Source organism: Lacrimispora sp. BS-2, assembly GCF_040207125.1.
Lineage (GTDB): Bacteria > Bacillota > Clostridia > Lachnospirales > Lachnospiraceae > Lacrimispora.
Genome location: NZ_CP157940.1, coordinates 3568211 through 3589789, shown reverse-complemented (window position 1 = coordinate 3589789; position 21579 = coordinate 3568211). Strand labels below are relative to the sequence as shown.

Below are 21579 nucleotides of genomic sequence, written 5' to 3'. Positions count from 1 at the left end.
TTGACAGAACAGAAACGCTGTGATAGAATAAACGAGTTGCTGTTAAGACAGATCAACACAAAGAACATTGAAAACAGAAGATTGAACAGTATGTAAAACCCTGAAAATTCTAATAAAACAAGTCATGTTTGATGACTTTGAATGAGAAAATTCAGAACGAATACAAGTAATTGTATACGAACCAAACAACAAGTAAAACGGGAAATAAATTAGCTAGTTAGTTGATTTTGACCCCGGATTGAACACCATTTAATTTGAGAGTTCGATCCTGGCTCAGGATGAACGCTGGCGGCGTGCTTAACACATGCAAGTCGAGCGAAGCAATTCAAATGAAGTTTTCGGATGAATTTTGAATTGACTGAGCGGCGGACGGGTGAGTAACGCGTGGGTAACCTGCCTCATACAGGGGGATAACAGTTGGAAACGGCTGCTAATACCGCATAAGCACACAGTGCCGCATGGTACGGTGTGAAAAACTCCGGTGGTATGAGATGGACCCGCGTCTGATTAGGTAGTTGGTGAGGTAACGGCCCACCAAGCCGACGATCAGTAGCCGACCTGAGAGGGTGACCGGCCACATTGGGACTGAGACACGGCCCAAACTCCTACGGGAGGCAGCAGTGGGGAATATTGGACAATGGGGGAAACCCTGATCCAGCGACGCCGCGTGAGTGAAGAAGTATTTCGGTATGTAAAGCTCTATCAGCAGGGAAGAAAATGACGGTACCTGACTAAGAAGCCCCGGCTAACTACGTGCCAGCAGCCGCGGTAATACGTAGGGGGCAAGCGTTATCCGGATTTACTGGGTGTAAAGGGAGCGTAGACGGCAATGCAAGTCTGGAGTGAAAGCCCGGGGCTCAACCCCGGGACTGCTTTGGAAACTGTGTTGCTAGAGTGCAGGAGAGGTAAGTGGAATTCCTAGTGTAGCGGTGAAATGCGTAGATATTAGGAGGAACACCAGTGGCGAAGGCGGCTTACTGGACTGTAACTGACGTTGAGGCTCGAAAGCGTGGGGAGCAAACAGGATTAGATACCCTGGTAGTCCACGCCGTAAACGATGAATACTAGGTGTTGGGGAGCAAAGCTCTTCGGTGCCGCCGCTAACGCAATAAGTATTCCACCTGGGGAGTACGTTCGCAAGAATGAAACTCAAAGGAATTGACGGGGACCCGCACAAGCGGTGGAGCATGTGGTTTAATTCGAAGCAACGCGAAGAACCTTACCAAGTCTTGACATCGGAATGACCGGTCCGTAACGGGGCCTTCCCTACGGGGCATTCCAGACAGGTGGTGCATGGTTGTCGTCAGCTCGTGTCGTGAGATGTTGGGTTAAGTCCCGCAACGAGCGCAACCCTTATCCTTAGTAGCCAGCAGGTAGAGCTGGGCACTCTGGGGAGACTGCCAGGGATAACCTGGAGGAAGGTGGGGATGACGTCAAATCATCATGCCCCTTATGATTTGGGCTACACACGTGCTACAATGGCGTAAACAAAGGGAAGCAAAGGAGCGATCTTAAGCAAACCCCAAAAATAACGTCTCAGTTCGGATTGTAGTCTGCAACTCGACTACATGAAGCTGGAATCGCTAGTAATCGCGGATCAGAATGCCGCGGTGAATACGTTCCCGGGTCTTGTACACACCGCCCGTCACACCATGGGAGTTGGTAACGCCCGAAGTCAGTGACCCAACCGTAAGGAGGGAGCTGCCGAAGGCGGGACTGATAACTGGGGTGAAGTCGTAACAAGGTAGCCGTATCGGAAGGTGCGGCTGGATCACCTCCTTTCTAAGGAAGAAGAAGTAAGGGTTTTATATACTGTTGAGTCTTTGGTTTTCAAAGAAATAAAAAAGAATAATAGAAACACCAAGAAAGACAAAAGATTTCTGGTGCCGATGCGCTTAGGGGAGACACCCGTTCCCATCCCGAACACGATGGTTAAGACTTAAGCGGCCGATGGTACTATGCTGGAGACGGCATGGGAGAGCAGGTGGGTGCCAGATTACATAAAAAAAATCACTCGGAAGAGTGTTTTATATAGAACGGATATGTTCCAATGGGCGGAGGGAAAAGCGAAGCCTGTGTTAAAGAACGTGTTAACCTGATTCAGCAGGGCAGTGCTGTTTTATATAGCTGGTTTTTACCAGTGATTCGTGGGTTCGAATTCATCGAGCAAGCGAATGACTGATAAACTTCAGTCAGAGGATGCCAAAAGGAAGTGTTTTATTATGCTTCTGATGACATCTTGTATGTACCTTGAAAACCACATATTGAAATATATCTAGATAAAGTTTTTATATGTCAAAGTATAAAGACAATATCAAGACATCCGAGGTGTTACATCGAACGATGTAACCAAACAAAACTCGTTAAAGTAACCGTAACGTACGGTGAAATAACAACCTAAGACCAGAGATACAACGCTATGTATCTTAGATCAGTAGCCCGCACCCGCAGGTGAACATCGAATTGGTTAAGCTATAAAGAGCACAGGGTGGATGCCTTGGCACTAAGAGCCGATGAAAGACGTGATAAGCTGCGAAAAGCTTCGGGGAGGAGCAAATATCCTTTGATCCGGAGATATCTGAATGGGGAAACCCAGCTGAGCAAACCTCAGTTGTCGTATGGTGAATAAATAGCCATACGTCGGGAACCCGGGGAACTGAAACATCTAAGTACCCGGAGGAAAAGAAAGAAAACTCGATTTCCAAAGTAGCGGCGAGCGAAATGGAAGGAGCCTAAACCAGTATGCGTGCATACTGGGGTTATGGACTGCAATAAGTGAGACGATTTGTTACCAGAACGGTCCTGGAAAGACCGGCCATAGAAAGTGAAAGCCTTGTATGGGAAAGCAATAGTCAGCGAGCAGGATCCAAAGTACCACGAGACACGAGAAACCTTGTGGGAATTCGGGGGGACCACCCCCCAAGGCTAAATACTACTTAGTGACCGATAGCGCATAGTACTGTGAAGGAAAGGTGAAAAGGACCCCGGGAGGGGAGTGAAAGAGAACCTGAAACCCTGTGTTTACAAGCTGTGGAACCACGTTAAAGGTGGAACCGCGTACTTTTTGTAGAACGGTCCGGCGAGTTACCGTTACTGGCAAGGTTAAGCACTTAAGGTGTGGAGCCGAAGGGAAACCAAGTCTTAATAGGGCGAATGAGTCAGTAAAGGTAGACCCGAAACCGGGTGATCTACCCATGTCCAGGTTGAAGTTTCCGTAAAAGGAAATGGAGGACCGAACGCACATCCGTTGAAAAGGGTGGCGATGAGGTGTGGGTAGGGGAGAAATTCCAATCGAACCCGGAGATAGCTGGTTCTCCTCGAAATAGCTTTAGGGCTAGCCTCGTATTAGTCTGCCGGAGGTAGAGCACTGAATTTCCTAGGGGGCGTCAAAGCTTACCAAAGAATATCAAACTCCGAATGCCGGCCAGATGATGTACGGGAGTCAGACTGCACGAGATAAGTTGGGTAGTCAAAAGGGAAAGAGCCCAGACCACCAGCTAAGGTCCCAAAGTGCGTGTTAAGTGGAAAAGGATGTGGGATTTCACAGACAACTAGGATGTTGGCTTAGAAGCAGCCACACATTCAAAGAGTGCGTAATAGCTCACTAGTCGAGAGGTCCTGCGCCGAAAATGTCCGGGGCTGAAACACGACACCGAAGCTGTGGAATGTGTATTCATACACATTGGTAGAGGAGCATTCTTAACGCACAGAAGCATTACCGTAAGGAGATGTGGAGTGTTAAGAAGAGAGAATGCCGGAATGAGTAGCGAGATGGAGGTGAGAATCCTCCAGGCCGAATATCTAAGGTTTCCAGAGTAAAGCTGATCTGCTCTGGGTAAGTCGGGGCCTAAGGCGAGGTCGAAAGACGTAGTCGATGGACAACAGGTTGAAATTCCTGTACCGCATATCATCAGAACTGTGGGGACACAGAACCGAAGAAGAACCCGGGAATGAAAAGACCGGGGCAAGCACTGGACTGGCTGGGCTGGCAAATCCGCCCAGCAACAGGAAGGTGTGACGCGTACCGAACATAAGTAGGGAAGTCTTTGTAGGGGCTGTCAAGAAAAGCCGCTATTGTGTGATATGTGCCCGTACCGTAAACCGACACAGGTGGATGAGGAGAGAATCCTAAGGCCGGCGGGAGAAGCATTGTTAAGGAACTCGGCAAAATGACCCCGTAACTTCGGGATAAGGGGTGCCTGGGAAACCAGGCCGCAGAGAATAGGCTCAAGCAACTGTTTAGCAAAAACACAGGTCTATGCAAAACCGAAAGGTGAGGTATATGGGCTGACGCCTGCCCGGTGCTGGAAGGTTACGAGGAGGGGTTAGCGGCAACGCGAAGCTCTGAATTTAAGCCCCAGTAAACGGCGGCCGTAACTATAACGGTCCTAAGGTAGCGAAATTCCTTGTCGGGTAAGTTCCGACCCGCACGAAAGGCGTAATGATTTGAGCGCTGTCTCAACAATGCACCCGGTGAAATTGAAATACCAGTGAAGATGCTGGTTACCTGCGCCAGGACGGAAAGACCCCATGGAGCTTTACTCCAGCTTGATACTGGGATTCGGTACTGCATGTACAGGATAGGTGGGAGGCTATGAAACAGGGACGCCAGTCTCTGTGGAGCCGATGTTGGGATACCACCCTTGCGGTATTGGATTTCTAACCTGCAGCCATGACCTGGCTGGGGGACAATGTCAGGCGGGGAGTTTGACTGGGGCGGTCGCCTCCGAAAGGGTATCGGAGGCGCTCAAAGGTTCCCTCAGAATGGACGGAAACCATTCGAAGAGTGCAAAGGCATAAGGGAGCTTGACTGCGACACCGACGGGTGGAGCAGGTAGGAAACTAGGACTTAGTGATCCGGTGGTATAAAGTGGGATTGCCATCGCTCAACGGATAAAAGCTACCCTGGGGATAACAGGCTTATCACTCCCAAGAGTTCACATCGACGGAGTGGTTTGGCACCTCGATGTCGGCTCATCGCATCCTGGGGCTGTAGTAGGTCCCAAGGGTTGGGCTGTTCGCCCATTAAAGCGGTACGCGAGCTGGGTTCAGAACGTCGTGAGACAGTTCGGTCCCTATCCGGCGTGGGCGTAGGATATTTGAGAGGAGCTGTCCTTAGTACGAGAGGACCGGGATGGACTGACCTCTGGTGTATCTGTTGGCTATCAAAGCCATGGCAGAGTAGCCAAGTCGGGAAGGGATAAACGCTGAAGGCATCTAAGCGTGAAGCCCCCCTCAAGATGAGATATCCCATCGCAAGAGTAAGACCCCTTGAAGACGACGAGGTAGATAGGGCAGAGGTGGAAGCATGGCAACATGTGGAGCTGACTGTCACTAATAGGTCGAGGGCTTAACCAGGTTGGTTTAGGTAAGAGGAAGAACGGATGAAGATAGATATGTAGCAATGTGTGGTTTTGAGGGTATATGCAACAGCCTTCAAAAAGGTTTGGCCTGGTGGCTCAGCTGGTTAGAGCGCCGCCCTGTCACGGCGGAGGTCGTGGGTTCGAATCCCATCCGGGTCGTTTTACAACTGAATTTTGTATATGGGATCTTAGCTCAGCTGGGAGAGCATCTGCCTTACAAGCAGAGGGTCATAGGTTCGAGCCCTATAGGTCCCATTCAGTATGCCAAGTAACACGCATGAAAAGATTTGTGCCGATGTGGCTCAATTGGCAGAGCAGCTGATTTGTAATCAGCAGGTTATCGGTTCGAGTCCGATCATCGGCTTGCATCACTTTAATAAAATATGGATGGGTTCCCGAGTGGCCAAAGGGGGCAGACTGTAAATCTGTTGCGACACGCTTCGATGGTTCGAATCCATCTCCATCCATTTAGTGATTAAAATCATAATCACTGCATATAATATAATTAAATAACGCGGGGTGGAGCAGTCTGGAAGCTCGTCGGGCTCATAACCCGAAGGTCGCAGGTTCAAATCCTGCCCCCGCAATTTTTTTTGAGTAATTTTAAGAAAACGTGTACTAATGATAGTACATAAGCCCAGATAGCTCAGTTGGTAGAGCAGAGGACTGAAAATCCTCGTGTCGCTGGTTCGATTCCGGCTTTGGGCATATGGGATACTAGCTCAGGTGGTAGAGCACTTGACTTTTAATCAAGTTGTCCGGGGTTCGAGTCCCCGGTGTCTCAGGACAAGCCTTGAAACAGAGATGTTTCAGGGCTTTTTATTTTGCAGTGATTTGTGAAGGGATTCCGGTAAAGCAGAGTTACTTGTAAAACAGGTTTATTCATTGAATTCTACAATCACATAATACCCCCGGTCATTGTGCTTTATTTCTTTTACAATCCCGTGATCGGATTTGATCCTGTCCCGTCCCATGTAGCAGCCGGACATGGCCACGGCAGGGTCAATGATATAGCTGTAGCTGCTGGCTCCTTCCCTCTCTATGATCTGAACTTCATCTCCTGCTTTTACCAGGCCGGGGCGCTCCATTTTAAATTCGATTAATCTCATAATAACCATCTCCTTTTTCATTTCCAAAACTATATTATAGCGCTGTGAGAAAAAATTGTAAAGAGAGGATAAGGATGCTATACTAGAAGAGTCGATTTATAAAGAAGAATGTAAAAAGGACAGGGAAATGAGCCATAGGTTTATGAGGGCGAAAGGCGGTTCATACTATGAATGACACACCGAATTTATTAAAGAAGTTAATGGAATATGGGAAATCGGATTTTTATCCCTTTCATATGCCCGGACATAAAAGGCAGTATAAGGAATCTTTTGCAGCCAATTTTCCAAATCCATTTTCCATAGATATTACGGAGATAGACGGTTTTGATAATTTGCACCATCCGGAAGGGATTTTAAAGGAGTCCATGGAATGGGCTTCAAGGATTTACGGGAGCCATAAGACTTATTATCTTATTAATGGCAGCAGCGGCGGAATACTCAGCGCCATTAGCGGGACCGTATCAAGGGGCGGAACCATTCTTATGAGCAGGAACTGTCATAAGTCTGCGTTTCATGGAGTTTTCCTCAATCAGTTAAGTGCAGAATATATTTATCCACAAATAATACGGCCATTTGGTATCCAAGGTGGATTACTTCCGGAAAAAATAGAAGAGATGTTGATGAATCATCCAGATATTCAATCGGTGTTTGTGGTATCCCCAACTTATGATGGAATGGTATCTGATATTAAGGCTATTGCAGAGGTGGTTCATAGGTTTCGTTTACCTCTTATTGTGGATGAAGCTCATGGAGCTCACTTTTCCTTTGGGAAAGAGGGAGGATTTCCGGTTTCCGCTTTCGAGCTTGGAGCAGATGTGGTGATTCAAAGCCTTCATAAGACCCTTCCCTCCTTTACTCAGACGGCTGTCATGCATGTCAGGGAAGGATATGTGGATATGGGGAGATTGGACCGCTATGTGCACATGTATCAGACCAGCAGCCCATCCTATGTGCTGATGGCGGGTATTGAGGGCTGTATACGTTATATGGCTGGAGAAGGACTGAAAGAGATGAAGCACTTTTCCGGTAAGATAGAAGAGGTCCGGAAGGCTTTGACTGGTTTGAAGCACCTTAGGCTCCTTACGGATCAGGAAAAGGGGATGTACGGAATCTATGACATGGACTGTTCCAAGATCATTATTTCCACAAGGGGTACGGGAAAATCGGGAGCCTGGCTGGATGACAGGCTAAGAAAGGAATATCATCTGGAAATGGAAATGTGCAGTTCGGACTATGTAACTGCCATAACGACTCTGGCTGATACTGAGGAAGGCCTTGAAAGGCTGTGCAGTGCTCTGCTTCAGATTGATTCCGGGCTTTCCCCAGAGGAAGACTGTGAAACTGCAAACGGCTTATTTAAGGAGCTTGAGAGAATGCCGGAATGCCGGATGACCATTGCAGAGGCCATGGATGAGCCCAGGCACAGGATTGCAATCCCTGACGGAGAGGGAATGGTATCGGCAGAATTTGTTTACGTGTATCCGCCGGGAATACCTATTGTTGTACCGGGGGAGATTTTAAAAAAGGAATCCATTGATCTGATCATGAAGTATAAGGAGCTGGGCCTTGCAGTGCAGGGGATGGAGGATGAGAATTCCAGAGAACTTTTTGTGGTTGATGAAACTGGGCTAAATGGGAAATAAAATACAAGACAGAATGAAAATAGGATAAAAGATGGAGCAGATGATATGGGCAAAATATTCTATGTAATGGGAAAAAGCGCTTCTGGAAAGGATACCATTTATAAAAGACTTTTAAAGAGGCTTCCCCAATTAAAGAAAGTAGTTTTATATACCACCAGGCCAATTCGGGATGGTGAAAGGGATGGGGTGGAGTACTATTTTACCACCAGTGATAAGCTGGAGAAATTCAGGAATGAAAACAGGCTTATTGAGGAGAGGACGTATGAAACGGTCTATGGACCCTGGAGTTATTTTACTGTTGATGACGGACAGATTAATTTAGCAGGGCAGAATGGATATCTGATGATAGGAACTCTGGAATCTTATGAAAAGACAAGGGCTTATTTTGGAGAAGACAGACTGTTTCCTATTTATATTGAGGTTGAGGATGGAGACCGGCTTTTAAGAGCGATCAAACGGGAACGGGGACAGAAGACACCTAAATATAAGGAGCTTTGCAGAAGGTTTCTGGCGGATGAAGAGGATTTTAAAGAAGAAAATCTCGTTCGGTGCGGAATACATAAGCGATTCTGCAATCAGGAGCTGGAAACGTGCCTTAATGAGGTCGTTAAAGCTGTGAAGGCAGAGCTGTAATGGTTAAAATAAGCATGAAAGAGGTATGGAACTCCATAGCGTCTTTCATGCTTATTTTCATGGTGACTTTTATTTAGCTGCAAGCCGTTTGGCTTTTGCTTCCATACGTGTTCTTGTTACATCGATAAATACAGCGGCGATTATTACAAGGCCGATAACAACGTACTGTACGGAACTTGAAGTATTTAAGAGTGTTAAACCATTTCGAATGGTGGAAATCATCAGGGCGCCGATCAGGGTTCCCCAGATGGTTCCTTTTCCTCCCATAAAGGAGGCACCGCCGATAATGCATGCCGCAATGGCATCCGTATCATATGGTGAAATAGCGGCAGAAGGATTGGCCACTGCGGAACGCCCCACAATAACCAGCCCGGCAATGGCGCACATAAATCCGGATAAGCTGTAAACAAATATCAGTATATTATCGGAATTGATCCCGGAAAGGCGGGCAGCTTCCGGATTACCGCCTACGCAGTAAATCATTCTTCCAAGAGCGGTTTTATTTAAAAAGAAATGATATACGGTATAAATCAATATCAAAATTATAAAGCATAAAGGAATCCCGGAGAATCCACCGGATACCTTAAATAAATTGCTGGAACCTAAAAATGTAACGGCAGCCGGAAAGTCGGAGATAGTTTTAGTTGAGACTACCAGCAAAGCCAGGCCGCAAAGCACGTTTTTCATACCCAGGGTTGAAACGAAAGGATGGGGAAGATGCATTTTTGTGAGCAGTATGCCATTTAAAAAGCCAACGGAAACACCGGTCAAGATACAGACCAGAATCAATATAAATGGGTTTGTAATACCAAAGGATGTTTTCAGCATACCCATCATGCATGCGCACAGGATTGCATTGGCGCCAACGGATAAGTCGATGCCTGCAGTAATCAGCACCACCAGCATAGCTGCGGAAATCAGCCCGTTTACAGCTGTTTGCCTTAGAATATTCATCATATTATTAAGGGTAAAAAATTTATCTGTTGCTAGTGATAATACAATGAACAAAAGAACCAAAGCCAGTAAAGGAGCTACCTTTCCTAAAATATCTTTCATTTTCTTATTTTTCATTAAATTTCACCTCCCCAGGCAGCTTTCATGATTATTTCCTGATTCAGGACATCTGTTTTTTTCGAAAGTTCTCCCATGATTCTTCCTTCCCTCATGACAATCACCCGGTCGCTCATTCCTATGATTTCCGGTAATTCGGAAGAAATCATGATAACGCATTTTCCGGCACTGACCAGACGGTTCATTATGTTGTATACTTCGACTTTAGCACCTACGTCAATTCCTCTGGTAGGCTCATCAAATATATAGATATCTGCATTTGTATTGATCCATTTTCCAATAACTACCTTTTGCTGATTGCCGCCTGATAACTGTCCCACCACCTCATCGGCAGTGGGAGTTTTTATCTTTAAGTCGCTGATCGATTCTTCCGCCAGCTGATCGATCTGTTTCTCATCAAAGAACAGGCCTTTCGTGCAGCTTCTCATATTACTTAAAATAAGGTTCGTCCGGACTGATTGAGAAAGAACCAGCCCCTGTCCTTTCCGGTCTTCTGTTAAAAACGCCATCCCGCAGCGGATTCCGTCTTTGGGCGATTTTATGGATACTTTCTTTCCATTTACATAAATCTCTCCGCTGTCATAGGGATCAGCACCAAATATTGCCCGGAATGTTTCGGTTCTGCCGGCGCCTACTAAGCCTGCAAAACCAAGAATTTCTCCATGGTTTGCATGAAAGCTCACATCCCTTAAAACACCTGCAGAGTTTAAATGTTCCACCCGGAGTGCTTCTGTACCGGTCTCTGTATCAACTTTTGGATATTGATTATCCAGAGTTCTGCCTACCATGGCTGAAATCAGGGAATCGTTATCCAGTTCATCAGTATTTTTAGTCAGGATGTGCTCCCCATCTCTCATGACTGTTACACGGTCACAAAGCTCAAACAGCTCCTCAAGCTTATGAGACACGAACAGGATCGCAATGCCTTTTTCCTTTAAGGAACGGACCGTTTTCATTAACTGTTCCACTTCCTTTTCCCCAAGGCTGGAGGTAGGTTCATCCATGATAATAAGCTTTGCATCGATCAGGACTGCTTTTGCAATTTCTACCATCTGCTGGATTCCCATGCCATAGGAACCGCATTCCTTTTTTACATCAATGTCCTGACCCAGAGAAAGCATAACCTCATGAGCTAATTCATGCATTTTGACATATTCCAGAAACGGGCTGCCTTTCTTTTTTAAAGCTTTGTTAATAAAAATATTATCTGTGACAGAAAGGAGCTTTACAATGTTTAATTCCTGATATACACAGGCAATTCCGGCAGTGGCAGCTTCATTAGGGTTCTTAAATGAAACTTTGTTACCTTCAATGTAAATGGTGCCTTCTTCCGGAATATGAACACCGGTGAGGACCTTGATCAGGGTAGATTTTCCGGCACCGTTTTCACCAATCAGTCCGTGGATCTCACCAGGTCTGATCTGCAACGACATGTTTCGCATTGCTACTACACCAGGGAAGCGTTTTGTAACACCTTCCAGCTCAACCAAATAATTACTCATAATGCCGCCAAACCTTTCCTAACGTATTCAAATGAATTATTTTAAGTAGCCTTTCAGTTTCTCTAAGTATTCTTTTGCATTTTCTGCTGTGATGACTTCGCAGCCTGTATCAACGAAGGTTTCAACGGTTTCTCCCTTTACAGCCTGAAGGGCTGTTTCAACTGCCTTATAGCCCATGGTATAAGCAGCCTGTGCGCAGGTGGCGGTTATGTTGCCGTCAATGATATTCTGAACACCGCTTTGGTTACCGTCAAAACCAACGATAATGACGTCCTTTAAACCAAGCTGTTTTACGGCATTGGATGCACCGGCAGCTGTGTCATCGTTGTGGCAGCATACGATCTGAATGTCTCCGTTTTGAGCGGTTATGATATTTTCCATTACATTTGCTGCTGTATCAGGATTGGACTGGGCATATTGTACGGAAACAATTTCCACACCGTTTTCTTCCAGAGCCTTGGTATATCCTGCCTGACGGGCATCGCTGGTGGCATTGCCCTCAACACCTCCGATGATAACGGCCTTTGCACCTTTTCCGGCTTTTTGAGCAGCAAATAATCCGCCCTGGTAAGCAGCATTGTCGTTACCGGTTCCCACAAAGGAGACTTTTCCGGCTATTTCTGCGTCAGTATCTACGGTTATAATAGGAATATTAACATCTCCTATTACGCTTGCTACGGAGTCGGATTGGAGGGGAGAGATGACAAACGCATCGACTCCGCCGGAGAGCATGGTTTCGATCATATTGTTCTGTTCATCATAAGCTGTTTCAGAAGCCGGACCCTGTAAATCAACCTTAACCCCCAAGTCCTTTGATGCAGCCTGAACACCTGCAGCAACATAACCCCAGTATTCACTGGATAATGTTTTTAAAATGACACCTACGGTAATACTCTCAGAAGAAGCTTGTTCTGTTGCACCGGACTCTGAAACGGTTTTTTGCCCTCCGCAGCCAGTCATGGAAGCCAGCATAGCGGATACCAACAGGATGGATAAAATTTTTCTTTTCATCATTTTTTAATCTCCCTTCTTACTTTCAATTATTTTGATAGAACTAATGAATGATATGTGTTTGTTATTTTAACAGTAAAACCAGGAGTAAACAATGGTAAGTTTTGTGCAATATGGGGGTATATCTTTCGAAAGTGGCCCTTTTATAATAAAAAAAGCCTTATTAATTGAGATAATAAGACTTTTTTATGGTTTAAGTATACAAAAAGGTTTTGATAAAAAGCGTTAATCCATAGCAATAGTTCCATTGTGAAAGGTGACATTTTTTCCTTCCATGGTGTAAGCCTCAGCAATCTGGTTTGTAATAATGATCACAGCGATTCCTGACTTTAAAACTTCCTTCAGCAGATTGATGGTGATCTGGCGCATTTGGAAATCAACGGATGAAAAAGGTTTTATGCATACCAGGACCTTTGGACGGACAAGGATCCAGCGGTAATATAAAAGTTTTAATTTGCATTCATCGCTGACCATATAGGTTTTTTTCATTAATTCCTCTTCGCTGAATATCCCTTCTAACAGGTTACGGGTCATTTTTCTGTATTTTTTTCTTAGGAAGTATTTTTTCTTGTTTCGCTGGATCATGAAAGTCATGTAATCTAAGATGGTCATATCGGAAAACAGCATTTCTTCCATTGGTCTTGCTTCAATGAAGGCGATTCCATCCCGTATGGACTTGTGAACGGACTGGAAGGAATATTCTTTTCCATTTAATAAAATTCTGCCGGCTTCAAATCCGCATTCTCCCTGAAGGATAGGAAGAATATTCCGGCATTCTGTGGAATCCAGGTCCAGAATGTTAAGAACTTCCCCTGCATTTAATGATAGATTCAATACGGGAAGATCAGGCAGCTTTACATTTCTAAACTCCAGAACCGTTTTTTTATCAATCTGTTTTTGGGACAGATCATTTTTTCTCAGGGTGTTTTTTTGGGACTTTTCAAATAATTCCATATAGGTCTGGAATTTGGAATAATCTTCCTGGTACATATGTCCCATGGTTCTGCCTTTTTTGATGATGGTTATTTCGTCCGCATATTCGTATAATTTGGTGGAGCTGTTTACAACATAGAGAAAGCTCATTCCCTGGGCCTTTAATTTTGTTACCAGGTGAAAGAAGTTGTTAAGCTGCTCTTCCGTCATGATTACTTCAATATCCGTTATAACGGCCAGATGGCAGCCGGAGACAAAAGCGCGCAGTAATTCTGCCTGTTTTTGCATGCCGGGATCCAGCATATGTGCCTTATCCAGCAAAGGAATGGAAATATCCAGACTTTTAAGAAGGCCGGGAGTGTGTCTGCAGAGAGGATTCACCCGCTTCCAGAAGGGGACCCGGCCGCTGGCCACGAAAATATTCTCAGCCACGCTTAGCGCAGAAAAGATTCCTTTGTTGCGGCCGATAAATGCAGTCTGCTTTAGCATCTTCTCCTGCATTTTAGAGGATACTATTTTTTCCCCCTTATAATAGGTCCAGCCGTAGTCCGGCTTTAAGTTTCCACGGAGAAGCTGGAGAAAATTTTCTTTTTCAATGGCATTGTTGACGATGATGCAGCAGATCTGTCCCTCAAAGGCCCGAAAGAAGAGGCCGTTGAAGCAGGACTGGCCATCCATGGAACAGTGTATGTTTTCATAGCGGATCAGTTCTTTTTTCATCCTCATCTCCCTTCTGTCTGCTCAAACATATAAGGAAGTGTGAGGCATACCTCGGTTCCGATTCCGGGAGTGCTGAGGATGTGGATCCCATATTCGTCACCCATGAGAAGACGGATTCTGGAATTCACATTTATGAGGGCGATCCCTCCCTTTCCTCCTTCATTGGCGGAACCGTCCCCGGTATCCATGCGGGAAAGCTTTTCATTGAGTCGGCCAAGCCTTGCTTCTTCAATGCCGATCCCGTCATCAATCACGGAAAGATAAAGGATGGTGTCGCTGTGTACGATATCAATGACAACGGTCCCACCTGAAACCTTTGGCTCCAATCCGTGTTTAATGGCATTTTCCACGATTGGCTGAAGGGTAAGTTTTGGGATGCGGGTTTTTAAAACTTCTTTATCCTCCTGTGGCAGTTTGATTTTTAATTCCAGCTTATCATCAAAACGGTATTTCTGAATCAAAAAATAATTCTCTACATTGGCCAGTTCTTCCTGAAGGGTGGTGAGACTCTCCATTTTTGAAGTTGTATAGCGGAAGAATACGGCAAGGGCCTCTGTGATCTTTCCGATTTCCGGGACTCCTGCCATAATTGCATCGGAACGTATGGATTCCAGTACATTATAGAGGAAATGAGGATTGATCTGATTTTGAAGGGCCAGATACCTTGCTTGCTGTTTTGCATTTTCCATTATTTTGTCCTTGTCCAGGATGGCATGTACCTTTATAAGCAGGGCATCTGTATCCGGCGAGATTCCTTCCAGGTTTTTGAATATTTCTGTGAAAATGATCCCGTTGTTAAAGAATTCTATTTTTTTTCTCATAGTCCCCAGAGGCTCTAAGATCCTGATCTTACCGATAACCAGCAGCAGAAGAAAGGAAAGCAGCATACTCCATGCCATAACAGTATAAAAAATGGATTTTGTCAGTTCCGGCTTATACAGAATCAGAAAGAACAGGATCAGGGCAAGACAGCTCCATGAAATCATGGCCCTGATCCAGATCATAATCTGTTTTTTCAACCATTGTTTTTTCAAAGAATCGCCTCCCTGGTTCATCGTTCCAGAAACATTTTACGGTATTCATTGGGAGAGACGCCCAGCGCTTTTTTAAACTGCTTGGTGAAAAACTTGATATCACTGTAACCAACCAGTTCCGCTATTTCGCTTACACTCCGTTCTTTTTCCACCAGCAGCTTTTTGGCGGTCTCAATTCTTACCATCTGGATGTATTCGGTCAGTGTTTTTCCTGTTTCTTTTTTAAACAGGTATGAGAAATAGGTATAGCTGAATCCGGCGTTTTTAGCAAGTTCTTCCAGCTTTATATGAAGGCCTTTGTTTTCTTCTATATAATGTTTGGCATAGGCAACCGGCTTTATTTCCTGGCTTTTTAAATGGTTCAGAACTTCAAACAAGGCTTTTGTAAGCGTTTCTTCCAGAAGTTCAAATGCCTGGTCAAGGCTGATGCAGTGCTCATACATTTCGGAAAAGTAAGCGGTTTTCCCGTTTTTGTCCAAAGGGGTATCAAGCTGTCCCAGCCAGTCCAGATAATTGCAGACCAGCCGGAGCAGTTCCATTTTTACGTCAAGGCCGGAGATGTCTTTTGCTGCATGGATGATCTGTTTGGCCTCATTTACGTATTTTTTTATTTCTTCCAGTTCAAAGGATTCCAGCCGGTTTTCTAAGAGCCTTGAAACCTGACGGGTCAAGGCATGTTTTTCTTCTGATCCGGTGTCAAATATCTTAAGTTCTGAAACCGTATCCGTATCCGTAAGGAGTCGGTTGTACATGGCAATCCGGCTGTGCTGGATCTGCCGGATAAGCTCTTCGTCCGTATCCACCGGTTCCGTGATGATGGCTGTAAAGTATATCTTTGGAAATAAGTCCTGAAGTCCCATGACCCGGTCTCTCACATGGTTTACGGCTTTGAGCAGTTCTTCCCTGTGAGAAAGTTCCTGGCAAAGCAATAAAAATATGCCCTCATGGGATGCCTCAATGGTTAACTCTCCTTCATCGGAAGCAAATTCAACCTGCAGGATCTCAATGGTTTTATCAATTAAAAGCTGATAGGCGTCTTTTGTGAAATTCTTATATTCTATGTCCGGCTTTACAACCAGACACCGGCTGCCCTGTCCGGCAACCTGGGAGGTATTGATTTTCCGGACTTCTTTTAATACTGTTTCAGGCTCTTCCTCCGGTTTTTGTTCCAGCGTTATTTTTAAAAATACCCGTTTGAACTCACCGGAATAGTTTTTTACGGTTTTCTCCAGGTGCATCCGGGCTTCCTGGCTGCTTTTCTGCTCCATGGTTTCATTGACAAGCTTCATTAATGTGCGGGTCAGATCATCCTGATTAATGGGTTTCAGCAAATAATCCCGCACGCCGTACCGGATTCCCTGCTGTGCGTACTGAAAGTCCTTATAGCCACTGATGATAATGCATTTAAGGGCAGGATTCTGTTTTTTGCCCTCTTCGATCAGCTGCAGGCCATCTATGCCCGGCATACGGATATCCGTAAGCAGAACATCAGGTTTCTTTTCCTGAATCAGTTGAAGGGCAGTAATGCCGTCATAAGCAACGCCCAAAAGTTTAGCCCCTATTTTATCCCAGTCGATCAAATATTCTAAAAGTTTGCATATTTTCTTTTCGTCGTCTGCAATTATTATTCCTAAAATTAAAATCATCCCCTATAGTTATAATCCAATACGATTTTTACCTTCTCTTTTCAGTATACTTCACCAGATCTATAATCTCAACTCAAAAAGTTTCATGTACTGCAAAATATTGGTTGAAATTGAGCAGAATAAAGGAAAATGATAAAGGATTTGCCAATACTTCATTCTTGTGGTGGCAAACGTTCTATGTTATAATTAGTTTAATTCGTTTTCCGGTGTAAATGGAACAGGAAAGCGGGTCAGACAACGTCGACAGGGGGTGTCTCTATGCCAGGGTTTAAGGATATTATCGGCCATGAGAGAATCAAAGAACATTTGCAAAAGGCTATTGAATCAAATCATGTTTCCCATGCGTACATTCTTACAGGTGAAGCGGGAATGGGGCGTAAGTCCCTGGCTAATGCATTTGCAATGACCCTGCTCTGTGAAAAGGGAAAGAATGAGCCATGTATGCAGTGTCATGCCTGCAAGCAGGTCATGAGCGGAAACCATCCGGATCTGATTTATCTGGCCCATGAGAAGCCGGGAAGCATTGGCGTTGACGATATCAGGGAACAGATCCATAACACCATTATGATACGTCCTTATAGCAGTTATTATAAGATCTATATTGTGGATGAAGCGGAAAAGATGACGGTTCAGGCTCAGAACGCGCTGTTAAAGACCATAGAGGAACCACCGGCTTATGCGGTCATCATGCTGCTTACGACCAATCAGGAGGCATTTCTGCCCACCATTCTTTCCAGGTGTGTGCAGTTAAAGCTTAAGCCTCTGCAGGATTCGGTGATAAAATCCTATTTAACAGGATCTTTAGCCATGGCTGAGAGCAAAGCGGAGATTTATGCAGCGTTTGCCAGGGGAAATCTTGGAAGAGCGATTCATCTGGCTTCCTCTGAGGATTTCCAGCTGATGTATAAGGAATTGATCCATATGCTGAAGCACATCAAGGATATGGATATTGTAGAGCTGCTTTTTTACATTAAGAAGATGAAGGATGAAAATCTGGATATCTATGACTGCCTCGATTTTATACAGCTGTGGTACCGGGATGTCTTAATGTTTAAGGTGACTCAGGATATCAATCTTCTGGTTTTCAGGGAAGAATATAATACAATGAAAGAGATGAGCGCTGCCAGCGCTTATGATGGCATTGAGATGATTTTACAGGCCATAGACAAGGCCAGAATCCGTCTGAATGCCAATGTCAATATGGAACTGGCAATGGAGCTCATGCTGCTTGTTATGAAGGAGAATTAATAGATGATAAAAGTAATTGGCGTTCGGTTCCGCAACGCAGGAAAGATATATTACTTTGATCCCGTGAGCCAGGAGGTACGGACTGGGGATCATGTAATTGTTGAGACTGCCCGGGGAATAGAATATGGTTATGTTGTCCTGGGATGCCGGGAAGTGGAAGATGATAAAGTAGTCCAGCCCTTAAAGCCGGTGATCCGAATGGCAACAAAGGCTGACGATGAAGTGGAAAAAAGAAACCATGAAAAGGAAAAGGAAGCATTTAAAATCTGTAAGGAAAAGATCAGAAAGCATGGTCTTCAGATGAAGCTGATTGATGCGGAATATACCTTTGATAATAACAAGGTGCTGTTTTATTTTACTGCAGACGGAAGAATCGATTTCAGGGAGCTTGTTAAGGATCTGGCTTCTGTTTTTAAGACCAGGATCGAGCTTCGCCAGGTAGGAGTCCGGGATGAGACAAAAATCGTGGGAGGAATCGGTATTTGCGGAAGAACCTTATGCTGCCATTCCTACCTTTCAGAATTTATACCCGTATCCATTAAGATGGCAAAGGAACAGAATCTGTCTTTAAATCCTACCAAGATATCCGGTGTTTGCGGAAGGCTTATGTGCTGCTTAAAGAATGAAGAGGAAACTTATGAAGAGCTTAACAGCAAGCTTCCCAATGTTGGTGATTTTGTGACAACGGATGACGGACTTAAGGGAGAGGTTCATTCTGTAAGCGTTTTAAGGCAGCTGGTAAAGGTGGTTGTCACCACTAAGGATGAAAAGGAAATCCGGGAATACCGGGTGGAACAGCTGAAATTCAAACCAAGGCGCCGCCGGGAGAAAGCCCAGGTAACGGATGAGGAATTAAGGGCATTAGAGGCCCTTGAAAAGAAAGAAGGAAAGTCCAAGTTAGATGACAATTGATTTAAAGGAAAACGAGCGTATTGATGATCTGCAAAGAAACGGATATAAGATCATACAGAACCGGGATGGGTTTTGCTTTGGCATGGATGCGGTCCTTCTTTCCGGATTTGCCCTTGTAAAGCCGGGAGAAAAGGCGGTTGATTTAGGGACAGGCACCGGGATCATTCCTCTCCTTTTGGAGGCCAAAAACCAGGGACTTCATTATACCGGGCTGGAGATTCAGGAAACAATGGCAGAAATGGCCAGAAGAAGTGTGGCCTTAAATCATCTGGAAGAAAAAATTTCCATTATAACGGGAGATATAAAGGAAGCCAGCCGTCTATTTGGCGCGGCTTCCTTTGACGTAGTAACCTCAAATCCTCCGTATATGAATGATTCTCACGGACTTAAAAATCCGGAGCTGCCAAAGGCCATTGCCCGTCACGAGGTGTTATGTACCCTTCATGATGTGACTAGGGAAGCGGCAAGACTTTTACGTCCAGGCGGGCGGTTTTACATGGTTCACCGGCCTCACAGGCTGGTTGAGATCATAACGGCTTTAAAAGATTACGGATTAGAGCCAAAGCGGATGAAAATGGTTCATCCTTATGTGAACAGGGAAGCAAATATGGTCCTTATTGAAGCTGTGAGGGGAGGAAGATCCATGATCAAGGTGGAGGCCCCTGTTATTGTATATAAAGAACCAGGTGTGTATACGGATGAAATCTATACTATCTACGGGTATTGATTTTTGCCGGGAAAGGAAATGCCTTGTTGGAAGAGAAAAAAGGAAAATTATTTTTATGTGCAACGCCTATAGGGAATCTTGATGATATTACCCTGAGGGTTTTAAATACGTTAAAGGAAGTGGATTTGATCGCGGCGGAGGATACCCGTCACAGCATCAAGCTTTTAAACCATTTTGATATTAAGACGCCTATGACCAGTTACCATGAGTACAACAAGGTGGAAAAGGCCAGGTACTTAGTGGAGCAGATGAAACAGGGGGTTCAGATCGCCTTAATTACGGATGCTGGGACACCGGGCATCTCGGATCCTGGCGAGGAGCTGGTAAAGCAGTGTTATGAGGCCGGGATCGAGCTGACTTCTCTTCCCGGACCGGCGGCCTGTATTACGGCCCTCACCCTTTCCGGACTTGGTACCAGGCGTTTTTGCTTTGAAGCGTTTTTGCCGTCTGATAAGAAGGAGAAGCAGTGGATTTTAGAGGAGCTTAAAGAAGAGACCAGGACCATGATCATTTACGAAGCGCCTCATCGGCTTGTCAGGACGTTAAAAGAGCTTTATGAGGCTTTGGGGGACCGGAGGATCACCATTTGCAGAGAGCTTACGAAAAGGTATGAAACAGCGTTTCGGACAACCTTTCCGGATGCTTTAAAGACCTATGAAGAGGAAGAGCCAAAGGGAGAGTGCGTCATCGTCATAGAAGGAAAGAGCATCAGGGAGAAGATAGAGGAACGATCCATGGCTTCCCGGGAGATGTCCATGGAGGAACACATGGGACTTTATGTAAACCAGGGGATAGACCGGAAGGAAGCCATGCGCATGGTGGCAAAGGACAGGGGGATCAGTAAAAGAGAGGTTTATCAGTACTTGCTGAAACATGAATTGTAAAATTTCTCTTGACAATCCGCGTATCATTTTATAAAATTACTTTGATATTCAAAATATTTGACATATAAAATAATTCAACACGGCATGTACTCCGCAGGCTCCGAGAATCATGGAGAGTCAAGAAAAAAGCAGAGGGCGGGGGCATGGATGGGGGAATTTATGACGACAAGAATAATAGGAACAGGTTCTGCTGTCCCGGAGCAGGTAGTAACCAATGAGGATCTGGCAAGGTTTGTGGATACCAGTGATGAGTGGATAAGGACCAGGACCGGAATAAAGGAAAGGCGGATCGCATCGGCAGAGTCAGGAACCTCTGATCTGGCCATACAGGCAGCAAAAGAGGCTCTTACGAATGCCGGTGTTTCTGCAAAGGAGTTAGATATCATCATTTTAGCTACTTCTTCTGCGGATTGCTGTTTCCCCAGCGGCGCCTGTGAGGTGCAGGCGGCAATCGGAGCTGACGGGGCAGTTGCCTTTGATTTAAGTGCGGCATGTTCCGGATTTGTTTATGCCTTAAATACGGTTCACGGTTTTTTTAAGGCTGGGATCTACCGGACCGGGCTTGTGATTGGGGCGGATACCTTAAGCAAGCTCATTGACTGGAATGACAGAGGCACCTGCGTCCTGTTCGGCGACGGAGCCGGAGCGGCTGTGGTGCGGGCGGAAGAGAAGGGGATCCTTCACATGACCATGGGAGCAGACGGCTCCAGGGGAAAGGCACTGGAATGCGGAGGGAGGACCACAGGAAATTTTCTCACAGGAAAGAAGCCGGAGCTTGGATATATGACCATGGACGGACAGGAAGTGTTCAAATTTGCAGTAAAGGCGGTACCCGAGGCCATTAAAAAGGTAATGGAAGAAAGCGGAACCGACATGGAAGAAATTAAATATTTTATTCTGCATCAAGCAAATTACCGGATTTTTGAATCCATCGCAAAGCGGTTGAAGATACCCATGGAGAAATTTCCTACCAATCTGGAACGGTTTGGGAATACATCGGGAGCAACCATACCAATACTATTGGATGAGATGAACCGGGAAGGAAAGTTACAGCGGGGAGATAAGCTTATACTTGCTGGCTTTGGAGCAGGATTAACCTGGGGAGCCACTCTTTTGGAGTGGTAATGATTTTGACTAATACTT

Annotated in this window: 15 protein-coding genes, 7 tRNA genes and 3 rRNA genes; 18 read left to right on the top strand and 7 right to left on the bottom strand. The window is 45.3% G+C overall.

Annotated features, from left to right (window positions below; all coding sequences use genetic code 11):
* Positions 1-250: 250 nt before the first annotated feature.
* From ABFV83_RS16940 to ABFV83_RS16895, 10 genes are all read left to right on the top strand, one after another.
* A 16S ribosomal RNA gene (locus ABFV83_RS16940) occupies positions 251-1782 on the top strand.
* A 97-nt stretch (positions 1783-1879) separates the two neighbouring features.
* Positions 1880-1997 (top strand): 5S ribosomal RNA (gene rrf / locus ABFV83_RS16935).
* A gap of 468 nt (positions 1998-2465) precedes the next feature.
* A 23S ribosomal RNA gene (locus tag ABFV83_RS16930) occupies positions 2466-5358 on the top strand.
* Together the 16S, 23S and 5S rRNA genes with 7 tRNA genes alongside form the textbook arrangement of a ribosomal RNA operon.
* A 90-nt stretch (positions 5359-5448) precedes the next feature.
* A tRNA-Asp gene (locus ABFV83_RS16925) sits at positions 5449-5522 on the top strand.
* 23 nt (positions 5523-5545) lie between these two features.
* Positions 5546-5618, top strand: a tRNA-Val gene (locus ABFV83_RS16920).
* Positions 5619-5654: 36 nt separating this feature from the next.
* Positions 5655-5727 (top strand) — tRNA-Thr (locus ABFV83_RS16915).
* A 21-nt stretch (positions 5728-5748) separates the two neighbouring features.
* Positions 5749-5830 (top strand) — tRNA-Tyr (locus ABFV83_RS16910).
* A 46-nt stretch (positions 5831-5876) separates the two neighbouring features.
* A tRNA-Met gene (locus ABFV83_RS16905) sits at positions 5877-5950 on the top strand.
* Between the two features lie 48 nt (positions 5951-5998).
* Positions 5999-6071 (top strand) — tRNA-Phe (locus tag ABFV83_RS16900).
* A gap of 3 nt (positions 6072-6074) precedes the next feature.
* A tRNA-Lys gene (locus tag ABFV83_RS16895) sits at positions 6075-6147 on the top strand.
* A gap of 94 nt (positions 6148-6241) precedes the next feature.
* On the opposite strand, the gene ABFV83_RS16890 is transcribed toward ABFV83_RS16895, so the two are convergent.
* Complete coding sequence (locus ABFV83_RS16890) at positions 6242-6472, bottom strand: hypothetical protein (protein ID WP_349945468.1); 231 nt, start codon at positions 6470-6472, stop codon at positions 6242-6244.
* A 167-nt stretch (positions 6473-6639) separates the two neighbouring features.
* Between ABFV83_RS16890 and ABFV83_RS16885 the strand changes: the two genes are divergently transcribed.
* Complete coding sequence (locus tag ABFV83_RS16885; protein WP_349945466.1) at positions 6640-8115, top strand: decarboxylase; 1476 nt, start codon at positions 6640-6642, stop codon at positions 8113-8115.
* A gap of 45 nt (positions 8116-8160) precedes the next feature.
* Positions 8161-8748, top strand: coding sequence for a guanylate kinase (locus tag ABFV83_RS16880; protein WP_349945464.1), 588 nt, complete (start codon positions 8161-8163; stop codon positions 8746-8748).
* Positions 8749-8817: 69 nt separating this feature from the next.
* Here ABFV83_RS16880 and ABFV83_RS16875 read toward each other — a convergent pair whose 3' ends face one another.
* The 3 genes from ABFV83_RS16875 to ABFV83_RS16865 are packed head-to-tail and all read right to left on the bottom strand — an operon-like array spanning position 8818 to position 12335.
* The gene (locus tag ABFV83_RS16875) at positions 8818-9819 is read right to left on the bottom strand and encodes an ABC transporter permease (RefSeq protein WP_349945462.1); all 1002 of its coding nucleotides are present in this window, start codon (positions 9817-9819) and stop codon (positions 8818-8820) included.
* Positions 9819-11321 (bottom strand): sugar ABC transporter ATP-binding protein, encoded by a 1503-nt coding sequence (locus tag ABFV83_RS16870; protein ID WP_349945460.1) that lies wholly within the window; start codon positions 11319-11321, stop codon positions 9819-9821. Before ABFV83_RS16870 ends, ABFV83_RS16875 begins: the two co-directional genes overlap by 1 nt.
* 36 nt (positions 11322-11357) lie before the next feature.
* Positions 11358-12335, bottom strand: coding sequence for a sugar ABC transporter substrate-binding protein (locus ABFV83_RS16865; RefSeq protein ID WP_349945458.1), 978 nt, complete (start codon positions 12333-12335; stop codon positions 11358-11360).
* Between the two features lie 91 nt (positions 12336-12426).
* On the opposite strand from ABFV83_RS16865, the gene ABFV83_RS16860 reads away from it, so the two are divergent.
* Positions 12427-12561: a hypothetical protein gene (locus ABFV83_RS16860; RefSeq protein ID WP_349945457.1), complete on the top strand. Its 135-nt coding sequence runs from the start codon at positions 12427-12429 to the stop codon at positions 12559-12561.
* On the opposite strand, the gene ABFV83_RS16855 is transcribed toward ABFV83_RS16860, so the two are convergent.
* Genes ABFV83_RS16855 through ABFV83_RS16845 form a run of 3 tightly spaced genes read right to left on the bottom strand, consistent with a single transcriptional unit; the run spans position 12558 to position 16665 of the window.
* Positions 12558-13985, bottom strand: a complete 1428-nt coding sequence (locus ABFV83_RS16855; protein ID WP_349945455.1) for a hypothetical protein — start codon at positions 13983-13985, stop codon at positions 12558-12560. The two genes, ABFV83_RS16860 and ABFV83_RS16855, sit on opposite strands and share 4 nt — an antisense overlap.
* Positions 13986-13987: 2 nt before the next feature.
* Complete coding sequence (locus tag ABFV83_RS16850; protein WP_349945454.1) at positions 13988-15019, bottom strand: histidine kinase; 1032 nt, start codon at positions 15017-15019, stop codon at positions 13988-13990.
* A 17-nt stretch (positions 15020-15036) separates the two neighbouring features.
* Positions 15037-16665 carry a response regulator gene (locus ABFV83_RS16845; protein WP_349945452.1) on the bottom strand — a complete coding sequence of 543 codons (1629 nt, stop codon included), beginning with the start codon at positions 16663-16665 and terminating at the stop codon, positions 15037-15039.
* 258 nt (positions 16666-16923) lie between these two features.
* Here ABFV83_RS16845 and holB point away from each other — a divergent pair, with 258 nt between their 5' ends.
* The 5 genes from holB (at position 16924) to ABFV83_RS16820 (ending at position 21561) form a co-directional block, all read left to right on the top strand.
* Complete coding sequence (gene holB, locus ABFV83_RS16840; RefSeq protein ID WP_349945450.1) at positions 16924-17913, top strand: DNA polymerase III subunit delta'; 990 nt, start codon at positions 16924-16926, stop codon at positions 17911-17913.
* Between the two features lie 3 nt (positions 17914-17916).
* Complete coding sequence (locus tag ABFV83_RS16835) at positions 17917-18825, top strand: stage 0 sporulation family protein (RefSeq protein ID WP_349945448.1); 909 nt, start codon at positions 17917-17919, stop codon at positions 18823-18825.
* A complete protein-coding gene (locus tag ABFV83_RS16830) occupies positions 18815-19552 on the top strand; it encodes a tRNA1(Val) (adenine(37)-N6)-methyltransferase (RefSeq protein ID WP_349945447.1) in 738 nt (245 codons plus the stop codon). The genes ABFV83_RS16835 and ABFV83_RS16830 overlap by 11 nt, the downstream gene beginning before the upstream one ends.
* A gap of 26 nt (positions 19553-19578) precedes the next feature.
* The gene (rsmI, locus tag ABFV83_RS16825) at positions 19579-20436 is read left to right on the top strand and encodes a 16S rRNA (cytidine(1402)-2'-O)-methyltransferase (protein WP_349945445.1); all 858 of its coding nucleotides are present in this window, start codon (positions 19579-19581) and stop codon (positions 20434-20436) included.
* A gap of 159 nt (positions 20437-20595) precedes the next feature.
* Positions 20596-21561: a beta-ketoacyl-ACP synthase III gene (locus ABFV83_RS16820; protein ID WP_349945443.1), complete on the top strand. Its 966-nt coding sequence runs from the start codon at positions 20596-20598 to the stop codon at positions 21559-21561.
* Positions 21562-21579 lie beyond the last annotated feature (18 nt).

Excerpts from the sequence above, each read along its gene's own strand:
- ABFV83_RS16890 (WP_349945468.1), bottom strand. The coding sequence starts at position 6,472 with ATGAGATTAATCGAATTTAAAATGGAGCGCCCCGGCCTGGTAAAAGCA.
- ABFV83_RS16885 (WP_349945466.1), top strand. The coding sequence starts at position 6,640 with ATGAATGACACACCGAATTTATTAAAGAAGTTAATGGAATATGGGAAA.
- ABFV83_RS16880 (WP_349945464.1), top strand. The coding sequence starts at position 8,161 with ATGGGCAAAATATTCTATGTAATGGGAAAAAGCGCTTCTGGAAAGGAT.
- ABFV83_RS16875 (WP_349945462.1), bottom strand. The coding sequence starts at position 9,819 with ATGAAAAATAAGAAAATGAAAGATATTTTAGGAAAGGTAGCTCCTTTA.
- ABFV83_RS16870 (WP_349945460.1), bottom strand. The coding sequence starts at position 11,321 with ATGAGTAATTATTTGGTTGAGCTGGAAGGTGTTACAAAACGCTTCCCT.
- ABFV83_RS16865 (WP_349945458.1), bottom strand. The coding sequence starts at position 12,335 with ATGATGAAAAGAAAAATTTTATCCATCCTGTTGGTATCCGCTATGCTG.
- ABFV83_RS16860 (WP_349945457.1), top strand. The coding sequence starts at position 12,427 with ATGGTAAGTTTTGTGCAATATGGGGGTATATCTTTCGAAAGTGGCCCT.
- ABFV83_RS16855 (WP_349945455.1), bottom strand. The coding sequence starts at position 13,985 with ATGAAAAAAGAACTGATCCGCTATGAAAACATACACTGTTCCATGGAT.
- ABFV83_RS16845 (WP_349945452.1), bottom strand. The coding sequence starts at position 16,665 with ATGATTTTAATTTTAGGAATAATAATTGCAGACGACGAAAAGAAAATA.
- holB (WP_349945450.1), top strand. The coding sequence starts at position 16,924 with ATGCCAGGGTTTAAGGATATTATCGGCCATGAGAGAATCAAAGAACAT.
- ABFV83_RS16835 (WP_349945448.1), top strand. The coding sequence starts at position 17,917 with ATGATAAAAGTAATTGGCGTTCGGTTCCGCAACGCAGGAAAGATATAT.
- ABFV83_RS16830 (WP_349945447.1), top strand. The coding sequence starts at position 18,815 with ATGACAATTGATTTAAAGGAAAACGAGCGTATTGATGATCTGCAAAGA.
- ABFV83_RS16820 (WP_349945443.1), top strand. The coding sequence starts at position 20,596 with ATGACGACAAGAATAATAGGAACAGGTTCTGCTGTCCCGGAGCAGGTA.